This is a genomic window from Microbulbifer mixtoriginis (SeqCode) (assembly GCF_052467945.1).
Window position 1 is genome coordinate 1,000,057 of the sequence record NZ_CP174328.1, and the last position, 13,037, is coordinate 1,013,093.

Annotated in this window: 8 protein-coding genes and 1 tRNA gene; all 9 read left to right on the plus strand. The window is 51.9% G+C overall.

Features of this window, described 5'->3' with window-relative positions; translation table 11 throughout:
- Window positions 1–113: 113 nt before the first annotated feature.
- The 9 genes from ACJJIJ_RS04470 to lon all read left to right on the plus strand — a co-directional run bounded on the left by ACJJIJ_RS04470 (window position 114) and on the right by lon (window position 13,027).
- Window positions 114–1,970: a beta-ketoacyl synthase gene (locus tag ACJJIJ_RS04470; protein ID WP_444890730.1), complete on the plus strand. Its 1,857-nt coding sequence runs from the start codon at window positions 114–116 to the stop codon at window positions 1,968–1,970.
- Between the two features lie 93 nt (window positions 1,971–2,063).
- A complete protein-coding gene (locus ACJJIJ_RS04475; RefSeq protein WP_444890729.1) occupies window positions 2,064–2,693 on the plus strand; it encodes a helix-turn-helix domain-containing protein in 630 nt (209 codons plus the stop codon).
- A 279-nt stretch (window positions 2,694–2,972) separates the two neighbouring features.
- Window positions 2,973–5,129 (plus strand): fatty acid oxidation complex subunit alpha FadB, encoded by a 2,157-nt coding sequence (gene fadB / locus ACJJIJ_RS04480; protein WP_444938749.1) that lies wholly within the window; start codon window positions 2,973–2,975, stop codon window positions 5,127–5,129.
- Window positions 5,130–5,140: 11 nt separating this feature from the next.
- A complete protein-coding gene (gene fadA / locus ACJJIJ_RS04485; RefSeq protein ID WP_444890727.1) occupies window positions 5,141–6,316 on the plus strand; it encodes an acetyl-CoA C-acyltransferase FadA in 1,176 nt (391 codons plus the stop codon).
- A 170-nt stretch (window positions 6,317–6,486) separates the two neighbouring features.
- A tRNA-Leu gene (locus ACJJIJ_RS04490) sits at window positions 6,487–6,571 on the plus strand.
- Between the two features lie 183 nt (window positions 6,572–6,754).
- Window positions 6,755–8,068, plus strand: coding sequence for a trigger factor (gene tig / locus ACJJIJ_RS04495; protein WP_252085378.1), 1,314 nt, complete (start codon window positions 6,755–6,757; stop codon window positions 8,066–8,068).
- A 186-nt stretch (window positions 8,069–8,254) separates the two neighbouring features.
- Window positions 8,255–8,896, plus strand: a complete 642-nt coding sequence (clpP, locus tag ACJJIJ_RS04500) for an ATP-dependent Clp endopeptidase proteolytic subunit ClpP (protein WP_252085379.1) — start codon at window positions 8,255–8,257, stop codon at window positions 8,894–8,896.
- 164 nt (window positions 8,897–9,060) lie between these two features.
- Window positions 9,061–10,347 (plus strand): ATP-dependent Clp protease ATP-binding subunit ClpX, encoded by a 1,287-nt coding sequence (gene clpX / locus ACJJIJ_RS04505; protein ID WP_252085380.1) that lies wholly within the window; start codon window positions 9,061–9,063, stop codon window positions 10,345–10,347.
- Window positions 10,348–10,621: 274 nt separating this feature from the next.
- Complete coding sequence (gene lon, locus ACJJIJ_RS04510) at window positions 10,622–13,027, plus strand: endopeptidase La (RefSeq protein WP_252085381.1); 2,406 nt, start codon at window positions 10,622–10,624, stop codon at window positions 13,025–13,027.
- Window positions 13,028–13,037: the final 10 nt, after the last annotated feature.

Sequence of the window (13,037 nt, forward strand, 5' to 3'; positions counted from 1 at the left end):
ATTGGCCAAAACACTCAATTTTGCTGGCCAGTATGCCCATAACTGGACGGAATCGCCAGCCCCTACACTCCCAAATATCAAATTTGTAGTGTTTAGCTTGGCTGGAGGTCAGGATGCAGCGCCTTCCCGTAATTACCGCGTTCGGTGGTTTTAACCCTGCAGGACGCAGCTCCTTTCACCGGGGCTATGCCCGCATGGTGCTCGACAAACTCGGACAGAGGGAGCGGACTGATACGCTTTCTGATCTCGCCGCATTGATGGGGTTGCGTACAGGCGTCGAGGCCAAAGGCCCCCTCGAGTCAGCGCTGGAGGAAATGGTTCTCAAGGGCACCTTGGTGCGAGAATTGGAAGCGCGAATCTACGATTACCACAGGTGTCATTTTCACCAGGCGGCGAATCTTTCAAATCCCGCTGGTATTTCTTTTGAGATTTCTACGCGCCAATTACCCCATCCACTGCCAGAGGGATGGCAAGTGGAAACTATTGGTAGTGGTAGGGTTCGTGTGGCTACATCAAGTTTGTCAGTCATGCTGGATAGCTTTCGCGAGATCCCAGTGGGGGCGGCAGGACAGCTGCCCACAGGCTTTGAGCCTGGTGAGCTTTACAATTCCCGATTCCACCCGAGGGGATTGCAGTTGGCAGTGTTGGGTGCATCTGATGCTGTTCTCTCTATGGGGGTGGATTGGCAGGATGTTGTTGCTGCAGCTGGTCCCGGTAATATTTCTGTTTACGCCTCCTCAGCGATGAGTCAACTCGACCCTTATGGAAACGGAGGCTTGATGCAGTCCCGCTTGCGCGGTTCCAGGGTTAGCTCCAAGCAGTTGGCGCTTGGGCTGAATAGTATGCCGGCAGACTTTGTGAACGCCTATGTGCTGGGTAATGTTGGTTCTACTGGGGCGGTTACCGGAGCTTGTGCGAGCTATTTATACAATTTGCGCGCAGGGGTAGAGGATATTCGCAGTGGTCGGGCCAGGGTGGCCGTTGTTGGTGCTACTGAAGCGCCATTGGTTCCCGAGATTGTTGATGGTTACTCAACCATGGGAGCGCTTGCTACCACTGAAAATCTGCGAAAGATTTCTTCGGGCGAAGTGGACTTCCGCCGCACTAGTCGCCCGTTTGGGGAGAATTGCGGTTTTACTTTGGGGGAGGGTACCCAGTGGGCCATCTTGATGGATGACGCTTTGGCTGTTGAACTGGGGGCGAGTGTCCACGGTGCGGTTACAGGGGTGTATATCAATGCTGATGGCTTCAAAAAGTCGATTTCCGCACCGGGGCCAGGTAATTATCTAACGATGGCCAGGGCGATGGCGGAGTCGAAAGCTATTGTCGGGGATGAAAGTCTGAAGAAGCGCAGTTTTGTTCAGGCCCATGGATCTAGCACACCGCAAAATCGCGTAACAGAGTCTGCGATTCTCGATCGTTTGGCTTCCGTTTTTGGTGTGCAGGAATGGCCGGTTTGTGCTGTTAAAGCTTATCTTGGGCACACGATAGCGGTGGCGAGTGGTGACCAGTTAATTTCGACCCTGGGAGTTTTTGATAGGGGAATTTTACCGGGTATCGTCACGATTGACAGAGTGGCAGATGATGTTCACCAGAATAACCTGCAGATCTCTTGTGAGCATGTGGAGAGAGATCCCGCTTCACTGGATCTCGCTTTCCTGAATTCTAAAGGTTTTGGGGGGAATAATGCGACTGCGGCTGTACTCTCTCCTCACTTGACCCGCTCAATGCTGGAAAAACGCTACGGGTCAAAAAAGATGCTTGCTCATCATAGAAAAAATGAGTCTGTCGTGGAGCATGCTGTAGCGTACGATGAAAAAGCAAGCAGAGGAGATTTACAAACTATCTACCGTTTTGGAGAGGGGCTGGTAGATGATGCTCAAATAGGTCTTTCTGTCGATAAGGTCTCATTTCCAGGGTTTCCTCCTGTAGAGCTCGATGTTGATAACCCCTTTACCGATATGGTTTAAAAGGCCCGTGCATCGGTAATGTATGATGCTTAAAATTTTTCCTGCCAATTAAGGGGGAAACCTCCTTTGGCAGTTGGCGGAGTGAGAGATTCAATGTCAGGCATGGATGTTTGTAGTGAAGTTAGTGATGCCGGGGATCTTGGTGCCCGGCTGAAGCTGGTGCGAAAAATTTATGGGATTTCCCAGCGACAACTTGCGCGGCAAGCGGGCGTTACCAATGCCACTGTGTCTTTTATAGAGCAGGGTCGAGTCAGCCCATCTGTGGGATCGCTTGAGAAGATATTGAATAGTGTCCCCATGTCTCTGGCTGAGTTTTTCTCCCTGGAACTTGCCGAGCCAGAACAAATTTTTTTTCGCGCCAATGAAATGCCCGATATTGGTAATGGTCGGGTTTTCTGTCATTTGCTCGGCGGCTCCCGCCAGGGTCGCGCCATGACAATCCTCCGTAAAGTGTTTCCCGCTGGGCAGGATACCGGTTCAGGCCAATTGCTACTCAATGGGGAGGTGGGGGGGATTGTTATTGCTGGAGAGCTGGAGGTTACAGCAGGATCAGAGTTTGCCCTGCTAGAGGAGGGGGATGGTTATTACTTAAATGCACGGCGCCCACATCGCTTCCGCAACCCCGGAAGTATTGACTGTGTGGTTTTCAGTGCCGTGGCTGCCACTCCCTCATCGAATATTCCCTGCGCTTCCCGTCCAAACGAGTCTTTCTATAAAGGGTGATTTACGCCACCGTGCTGAAAAGGTGGATTGATCCGCGATAGACTGACTCCGCCTGTGTAACCAGCCTGTGAGATATGGCTGGTTGTTTTCTGTACTTTGGCGCTCTTGGTGCCAGTTCTTTTGTAAGAAATAGTATTCAAACAATCGTTTGAATCTGGCTATACTACGGCTGACCATATTGGGCCAAAGTGTCACCGCACCCTGCGGGGCGGCCCTTGGTTGCAAAAAAATTCCGACCCCGGGCCCAGGATCGCGGCCCAGAATAAAAGAGGTCAATCAATGTTATTTAGTGGCAAAGCGCTCACGGTACAGATGCTGGACAACGGCATCGCCGAGCTCAAATTCGACCTGCAAGGCGAATCCGTCAATAAATTTAACCGTCAGACGGTTTCTGAATTCTCCCAAGCGCTGGATGCTATCGAAGCAGCGGATGGTGTAAAAGGTGTACTGCTGACCAGCGGTAAAGGCGTCTTCATTGTTGGTGCTGATATCACTGAGTTTGGTGGTGCCTTCTCTGCAGGTGCAGAGGGCGTTGCTGATCTGATGAATCAGAACAACGAAAATATCAACCGCCTGGAAGACCTTCCGGTACCGACTGCGGTAGCAATTAATGGCTACGCGCTCGGCGGTGGTTTTGAGGTGTGTCTTGGCTGTGACTTCCGCCTGATGGGCGAAGAGGCCAAAGTTGGCCTTCCGGAAGTTAAGCTGGGTCTGATTCCGGGCTGGGGTGGCACTGTTCGCCTGCCGCGTGTAGTGGGTGTTGATGTTGCTGCTGAGTGGATTGCAGCGGGTAAGGAGCAGAAGCCTGCCGCCGCTCTGGAGGCTCACGCTGTTGATGCGGTTATCCCCACTGCCAAGCTCAAAGATGCAGCGGTCAAGCTGCTTGAGCGCGCTATTAATGGCGAGCTGGACTACAAAGCCATTCGCGAGCTGAAGAAATCTCCAATCCCCTTGAATGATACTGAAGCGCTAATGGCCTTCTTTACCACCAAGGCATTTGTGGGTCAGCAGGCGGGTAAAAACTACCCCTCTCCAGTAGCTGCGGTTGAGTCAATCGAGCAGGGCTACAAGCTGAGCCGTGATGAAGCGCTGAAAATCGAGCAAGAGAAGTTCATTTTCTGCGCGCAGACCGGCACTGCGAAGTCTCTGGTAGGGCTGTTCCTGGCTGACCAGGCAATTGGTAAAGTTGCCAAAGGTTGGGAGAAGAAGACCGATAAGCCGATTGAGCGTGCGGCAGTATTGGGTGCTGGCATTATGGGTGGCGGTATCGCTTACCAGTCTGCCTACAAAGGCACTCCGATCAAGATGAAGGATATCGACCAGAAGGGTATCGATCTTGGTCTGAATGAGGCGAACAAGCTGCTGTCCAAGTTGGTTGATCGCAAGCGCCTGACCCCCGTTAAAATGGGTGAAGTGCTCAACCGTATCGAGCCTACCTTGAGCTACGACGGCTTCAACGATATCGATGTTGTTGTGGAAGCCGTGGTTGAAAATCCCAAGGTGAAGCATGCAGTATTGAAAGAAGTGGAAACCAAAGTAAGCGAAGACACTGTAATCGCTTCTAACACCTCCACTATTTCTATTAACCAGCTGGCTGAGCCGCTCTCTCGTCCGGAGAACTTCCTCGGTATGCACTTCTTCAACCCAGTGCACAAAATGCCGCTGGTTGAGGTGATTCGCGGAGAGAAAACTTCCGACACAGCTGTAGCTCGCGTTGTTGCCTACGCAAACAAGATGGGCAAGAAGGCTATTGTTGTACGCGACTGCCCTGGATTCCTGGTTAACCGCGTTCTCTTCCCTTACTTTGCCGGTTTCTCCATGCTGGTGCGCGATGGCGCTGACTTCCAGGCCGTTGATAAGGTGATGGAGCGTTGGGGTTGGCCGATGGGCCCCGCTTACCTGATGGACGTTGTCGGTATCGATACCGGTGTTCACGCAGAAAGCGTAATGGCTGAAGGCTTCCCCGATCGCATGGGTAAAACCTTTACCGCTGCTTCCGACGTTATGTATGAAGCGGGTCGTTACGGCCAGAAGAACAACAAAGGCTTCTACAACTACGAGCAGGACAAAAAAGGTCGCCCGAAGAAAGTGGCTACTGAAGAGTCCTACGAGCTGCTTAAGCCGCACGTTGCTGAACGTCGCGAGTTTGAAAAAGACGAAATTATCGAGCGCATGATGGTGCCTATGGCCACCGAACTGGCTCGCTGCCTGGAAGAGGGTATCGTGGATTCCCCAGCTGAAGCTGATATGGCGCTGATCTACGGCATTGGCTTCCCTCCGTTCCGCGGTGGAATCTTCGCGTGGCTGGACAGCATTGGTCTGGATGAATTCGTGAAGATTGCCGATAAGTACGCCGATCTGGGTGAGCTGTACAAGCCGACCGATCGCATGCGTGAAATGGCCGCAAGTGGCAAAACCTACTACGGCGACAAGTAAGGAGAATAGCGATGAGTTTAAATCCTAGAGATGCCGTAATCGTCGACTACGCGCGTACGGCCATGGGTCGCTCGAAGAATGGCGTATATCGCCATGTTCGCGCCGATGATATGTCCGCTGAGCTGCTGAAAAAGTTCATGCAGCGCAATGACAAGCTCGATCCCGCCGAGATCGATGACCTGATCTGGGGCTGTGTTATGCAGCGCGATGAGCAGGGCTTTAACGTAGCTCGCTTTATCCTGCTGCGCGCTGGTCTGCCACACACTATCCCGGCGCAAACCGTCAACCGCCTGTGCGGCTCCTCTATGTCCTCCCTGCATACTGCAGCTGCCAACATCCAGGCTGGCGTTGGCGATGTGTACGTTGTGGGTGGTGTTGAGCACATGGGTCACCTGAACATGATGGAGCATGTTAGCCCCAACCCAATGCTGGGTCGCTATATGGCTAAAGCTGCCGGCTCCATGGGTATGACTGCTGAATACCTGGCGATGATGCACGGTATCCAGCGTCAGCAGATGGATGAGTTCGGTGCACGCTCTCACCATCGCGCCGCTGAAGCTACCAAGGCTGGCAAATTCAATCGCGAAATTATCGCTATTGAAGGTCATGACGATGACGGCGTACCTTTCCTGGTTGAGACGGACCAAACCATCCGTCCGGACACCACCGTGGAAGGTCTGGCTCAGCTGAAGCCAGCATTCGATCCGAAGCACGGTCAGGTAACAGCTGGCACCTCCTCTCAGATCACCGACGGTGCCTCTGTGATGCTGGTAATGTCCGCTGAGCGCGCTCAGGCTTTGGGTATGACTCCTATTGCCCGCGTGAAAGAAATGGCGCTGGCTGGTGTTGATCCGTCCATTATGGGTTATGGCCCGGTGCCTTCCACCAAGAAGGCGCTCAAGAGAGCGGGTCTAACTGTCGGCGATATCGACAAGTTTGAGCTGAATGAGGCATTTGCAGCGCAGGCGCTGCCGGTGCTGAAGGACCTGGATCTGCTTGAGCAGATGGATGAGAAGGTCAACCTGTACGGTGGCGCTATCGCTCTTGGCCACCCCTTCGGTTGCTCAGGCGTTCGCATTACCGGTACCTTGTTGAGCGTTATGCAAAACGAGGGTGGAAACCTTGGTGTATCCACCATGTGTATCGGCTTGGGGCAGGGAATCACTACGATTGTTGAGCGAGTTTAATCTCCCGAACCCCCACAAAAGGCGCCTTTCTGGCGCCTTTTTTATTTTTTTTCAGTAAAGTGTTGATGCCTTTAAAATGCTGTGGCACAATCTGCACCCCTTGTCGCGATGAGGTCTTAAAAAAGATCGAAACCCTATATATATCAATGGGTTAGCGGTAAGAGAGTTTCGGGGACGTGGTGAAATTGGTAGACACGCCAGATTTAGGTTCTGGTGCCGAAAGGTGTGGGAGTTCGAGTCTCCCCGTCCCCACCAAATCAAAAACCTTGAAGTCCGTGTGACTTACCCTGGAGGGGTGGGTGCGGGCTTCTTGTGTATTTGGCGGAAGCTCAAAATATTGTTTTGATGTTTCCCCATGAGGTTGCTGACTAAGTCTCGGTGACCCGGTATTCGTTGGCGCTGCGGCGCGATTAAAGAGATAGTCTCACGAGGATAAACATGCAGGTTTCCATCGAAACTACTTCCGGTCTGGAGCGTCGCTTAACGGTCAACTTGCCGGCGGAAGTCGTCGATAAAGAAGTGGACAAGCGCCTTCAGCAGGCGGCTAAGACTGTTCGTATAAACGGTTTCCGCAAAGGCAAGGTGCCGATGAAAGTTGTGCGTCAGCGCTTTGGTGCCGGCGTTCGCCAGGAAGTGCTCGGCGAGGTTATGAGCCGTTCCTTCTACGATGCGGTTCAGCAGGAAGAAGTTAAGCCTGCCGGTCAGCCAAGCATTGAGGCAAAGCAAACTGCAGCTGGCGAGAATCTGGAATACGTCGCCACTTTTGAAGTTTATCCAGAAGTAGAATTGGCCGACCTGGCTGAGGTTAGCGTTGAGCGTCCAGTTGCAGAAGTAACTGATGCGGATGTTAACAATATGGTTGATGTGCTGCGCAAACAGCAGTCTTCCTGGAAGGATACCAAGCGCAAGGCACAAAAAGGTGATCGTGTTGTGATCAACTTCTTGGGCCGTAAAGATGGTGAAGAGTTTGAGGGCGGTAAGGCCGAAGGTCACCAGTTGGTACTGGGCTCCGGCCAGATGATCCCCGGTTTTGAGGAAGGTATCCTCGGCATGAAGCCCGGTGAAGAGAAAGATCTGGACCTGACCTTCCCTGAAGACTACCAAGCTGAAGAGCTACGTGGTGCTGCGGTAACCTTCAATATTAAAGTTACCTCTTCTGAAAAGCCTGAGCTGCCCGAGCTGAATGAAGAATTCTTCGCGGCATATGGTGTTCAGGAGGGTGGAGAAGAGAAGTTCCGCGAAGAAGTTCGCGGTAACATGGAGCGTGAGCTGAAAAACGCAGCGCTGAACAAGGTTAAAACCCAGGTGATGGACCAGTTGTTTGAACAGCATCCGGTCGAATTGCCTTCTGCCTTGGTCGCAGGTGAGGTTAGCACTCTGCGTGGACAAATGGTTCAGCAGTTTGGTGGCCAGATCAAAGCTGAAGATGCTGAGCGTATGTTGCCGGACACTATGTTCGAAGATCAGGCCAAGCGTCGTGTAGTTCTAGGTCTTGTTGTTGGTGAGATCGTTAAGAAAAACGAACTGTCTGTAGATGCAGACCTGGTGAAGGCTAAGGTTGAGGAGCTGGCTTCTACCTACCAGCAACCGGAAGAAGTGGTTGAATACTACTATAATAACCGCGAGCTGCTCTCTGGAGTTGAATCGGTAGTTCTGGAAGATCAGGTTGTGGACTTTGTACTGAAGTCTGCAAAAGTCGAAGAAGTTAAAAGTACTTATGACGACGTGATCAAGCCGCAGAAGCAGGGTTAATTATCTCTTTATCTCCGAATGCATTGGCGCCCGCTTCAGTCGGGCGTCGTTGCATCTCCTTCCTTTTTACCGGCTGGCTTTATCCTGCCTGACCGGTTAAGCTCTGAAAACCTAATTTTCAGCACGGGCGCCTAGCGCTTGCATGCTGGCCTGCCGAACACGCCACAAAAGGAAGCAATGGTACCTATGGCACGAATCGATTATCCCCAAGCCTCAATTGACCCCTTAGCGACTGGTTTGGTGCCCATGGTGGTAGAACAAACTGCCAGGGGTGAGCGTTCCTTTGATATCTACTCACGTCTATTGAAGGAAAGGGTTATTTTCTTGGTTGGCCCTGTGGAAGACCACATGGCTAATCTGGTAGTTGCCCAGTTACTGTTTCTCGAAGCAGAAAATCCTGATAAAGACATTCATCTGTATATCAACTCTCCCGGTGGATCTGTAACTGCAGGTATGTCCATTTATGACACTATGCAGTTTATCAAGCCGGATGTGAGTACCATGTGTATTGGTCAGGCTTGCAGCATGGGAGCCTTCCTGCTGACGGCGGGAGCGCCAGGTAAGCGGTTTGCCACCCCTAACTCCCGGGTGATGATCCATCAGCCCAGTGGTGGCGCTCAAGGACAGGCTAGCGATATTCATATTCATGCTCAGGAAATCCTCAAAATTCGTCATCGCTTAAATGAGTTGATGGCCCACCATTCTGGCCGTCCGGTCAGTGATATTGAAAGAGATACTGAGCGTGACCACTTCCTGAGTGCCGATGAGGCGAAGGAGTATGGTCTAGTGGATGATGTACTTTCCCGACGTCAGGCTCTTGAAAAGTAACACTATCAACAAAAATATTTTGCTAAAGGCGTGAAGAGAGAACCTGAGTTCTCTCAAAGTCATTTCTCAGGCAGAGGGGGCTTGAAAAAAACGCCAAGAGACAGCATCTTGCTGTAATAGCTGAATTAAAGGCCCTGGTAGGCCAGTGACCACGGAGTATTTTGATGACCGACAAAAGCAGCGGAGAAGATAGCGGCAAATTGCTATACTGCTCCTTCTGTGGCAAAAGCCAGCAGGAGGTGCGGAAGCTGATTGCTGGGCCGTCAGTCTTTATCTGCGATGAGTGTGTCGAGCTCTGCACCGATATCATTCGCGAAGAGGTCCAGGAGACTGCGGAGGGCCCGGAGGGGCGCCTACCCACGCCGCGTGAAATCACCGAGATTTTGGATCAGTACGTGATTGGCCAGGAGAGGGCCAAGCGTGTCCTGGCGGTTGCGGTTTACAACCACTATAAGCGCCTGCGTAGTAAAACTGGCGTTAAAGGCAAAGATGATGTTGAGCTGAGCAAGTCCAACATTCTTCTGGTGGGTCCAACTGGTAGCGGTAAAACCCTGCTGGCTGAAACCCTTGCGCGGCTGCTGAACGTGCCGTTTACCATCGCCGATGCCACCACTCTTACTGAGGCTGGCTATGTCGGTGAGGATGTAGAAAATATCATCCAAAAGCTGCTACAAAAGTGTGATTACGATGTTGAGAAGGCCCAGCAGGGAATTGTCTACATCGATGAAATTGACAAGATTTCACGTAAATCCGATAACCCATCCATCACCCGGGACGTCTCTGGTGAGGGTGTGCAGCAGGCACTGCTAAAACTGATTGAAGGTACTGTGGCTTCCGTTCCCCCTCAGGGTGGTCGTAAGCACCCGCAGCAGGAATTCCTGCAAGTGGATACCTCTAACATCCTGTTCATCTGTGGCGGTGCCTTTGCGGGCCTTGACAAGGTGATTCGCGATCGCTCAGAGAAGGGGGGGATTGGGTTTAGCGCTGAAGTGAAGTCTAAGGATGGAACCAGTAACTTTGGTGAAATTCTGCGTGACCTCGAACCCGAAGACCTGGTTCGCTATGGTCTTATACCAGAGTTTGTTGGGCGCCTGCCGGTTACCGCGACCCTGGAGGAGCTCGATCGCGAGGCTCTGGTGCAAATTCTCACTGAGCCGCGCAATGCTCTGACCAAGCAGTATGCAAAACTCTTCGAAATGGAAGATGTAGAGCTGGACTTCCGTCCAGACGCCTTAGATGCTGTGGCTACTAAGGCTATGGAGCGCAAAACTGGTGCCCGGGGACTTCGCTCTATCATGGAGTCGGTGTTACTGGAAACTATGTATGATATTCCATCTTCTGATGATGTCGCTAAGGTCGTTATCGATGAGGCGGTGATAAAGGGGGAGTCGGCACCGCTGTTGGTTTACGAAAGTGAAAGCCAGCCGCAAAAGGCGGCGCCAGAGGAATAACTCTCCATATTAAAAAGCCCCACTTGTGGGGCTTTTTTTATAGCCAATTGTTATTCAAATCTATCCTTTCTACCTGTTTGACATGCTTAACTACCAGCGGCCAGCCAGTATTCAGTTGAATTCGGCACAAATTGGTCGCGAGATTAGACTTGTATTCCGGGCTCTCCCCCCCCATCTCTAGCAACTGACGGGCGGTGGCCCAAATTAAGCTGTCAATTTCAACAGCAGCATGATGCCGCGCCAAATACCCAGTGATAGGGCCGAGAGGAGTTCTATGGATCAGTCATCCGACACCAAGCTTGAATATCCATTGTTGCCATTGCGCGATGTTGTTGTTTACCCCCACATGGTGATTCCGCTGTTCGTCGGCAGGGAAAAATCCATTGAGGCTCTGGAAGAGGCCATGCGCAGGGATAAGCAAGTGCTACTCGTAGCCCAGAGGAGAGCATCGGAAGATGACCCTGGCGCCGAGGACATCTATCGCGTTGGTACTATTGCCAGTGTTCTGCAGCTTCTCAAGCTTCCAGATGGCACTGTGAAAGTGCTTGTGGAAGGGGGGGAGAGGGTCAATATCCTCGATGTTGCCGAGCACGATAATCACTTTGAGGCTACTGTCGAGCCTATAGAAACTACTGAGCTGTCCGAGGGAGAGGCTGAAGCCTTGGTGCGCTCGGTTATGTCTCAGTTCGAGCAGTATGTCTCCATCAGTAAGAAGGTCCCCAATGAGGTCATTACCTCGCTGTCTGGCATTGATGAGCCGGGGCGCCTGGCGGATACCATCTCCGCGCACATGTCCCTCGAGCTGGCTCAGAAACAAGAGCTGCTGGAAACCTCCAATGTCAAAGAGCGGCTGGAACATTTGCTCGGTTTGATGGATTCCGAGATCGACCTGATACAGGTGGAGAAGCGTATTCGCGGCCGTGTTAAGAAGCAGATGGAAAAGAGCCAGCGCGAGTACTACCTCAATGAGCAGATGAAGGCGATTCAAAAAGAATTGGGCGAAATTACTGAAGAGCCCAATGAAATTGAGGAGCTGGAAAACAAGATTGCAGATTCAGGAATGTCTGCAGAGGCGGAAAAGAAAACCCGTGCCGAGCTGGCCAAGCTGAAAATGATGTCGCCCATGTCGGCAGAAGCATCGGTATTGCGTAGCTATATTGATTGGATGTTGAGCCTTCCTTGGAAAAAAGCTAGCCGGGTGCGACATGACCTAAAGAAAGCCGAAGAGATTCTCGAGAAAGAGCACTATGGCCTAGAAGAGGTGAAAGAGCGCATCCTCGAATATCTTGCTGTGCAAAAACGTGTCAAGAAAGTGAAGGGGCCGATCCTTTGCCTGGTTGGGCCTCCCGGGGTTGGTAAGACCTCACTCGGGCAGTCTATCGCTCGTGCGACTAACCGCCAGTATGTGCGTATGGCCCTTGGTGGCGTTCGTGATGAAGCAGAAATCCGCGGGCATAGACGCACTTACATAGGTTCTCTGCCAGGTAAGCTGGTACAGAAAATATCCAAAGTCGGCGTTAAGAATCCGCTTTTCCTGCTCGATGAGGTCGACAAAATGGGTATGGATCAGCGTGGTGACCCCGCGTCGGCCCTGCTCGAAGTACTTGATCCAGAGCAAAACAAGACATTTAACGACCACTACTTGGAGGTGGATTACGACCTTTCGGATGTGATGTTTGTGTGCACCTCAAACTCCATGAACATCCCCGGTCCCTTGCTGGATCGCATGGAGGTTATTCGTATCCCCGGTTATACCGAGGATGAGAAGCTCAACATTGCTCAGCGCTACCTGGTACCCAAGCAACGTAAAGCCAATGGGTTGAAAGAGGATGAGCTGGAGCTTTCTGACCAGTCAATCCGGGATATCGTTCGTTACTACACTCGTGAAGCGGGTGTGCGGGGGCTCGACCGGGAAATTGCCAAAGTTTGCCGCAAGATTGTAACGGAGCATGTCCGTAATCCTTCGGACAAAAAAGCGATAGTGCAGCCTGAGGAACTGGAAGAGTTGTTGGGTGTGCGCAAGTTTGACTTTGGTCGCGCCGAGGAAGAGAACAAGATCGGGATTGTTACCGGCCTAGCCTGGACAGAGGTGGGTGGTGAGCTTCTCAATATTGAGGCCTCTGCTGTTCCGGGTAAAGGGCGCATGATCAAGACCGGTTCTCTCGGCGATGTGATGCAGGAGTCTATTCAGGCTGCATTGACAGTGGTGCGCTCACGCTCCCAGGCACTCGGTATTGGCCCAGATTTCCATGAAACCAGGGATATCCATATTCATGTTCCGGAAGGTGCAACGCCAAAAGATGGGCCCTCTGCGGGTATCGCCATGTGCACGGCACTGGTTTCCGTACTGACCAATATTCCAGTTCGTTCGGATGTGGCAATGACCGGAGAAATCACCCTGAGGGGAGAAGTTTTACGAATTGGAGGTCTGAAGGAAAAGTTATTGGCGGCGCATCGGGGCGGTATAAAAACTGTGCTGATTCCTGCCGATAACGAGCGAGACTTGAAGGATATTCCCGACAATATTCTTCAGGATCTGGTGGTAAAACCGGTTAAATGGATTGATCAGGTTCTTGAATTGGCGCTTGAGCACAAACCCGAGTCTCTTACTGATGAGGAATATTCTGCTTTGCAAAAGCAGGCTGAAGAGCGCTCACAGAGATCCGTTCAAACCCATTAATCGCATTCGG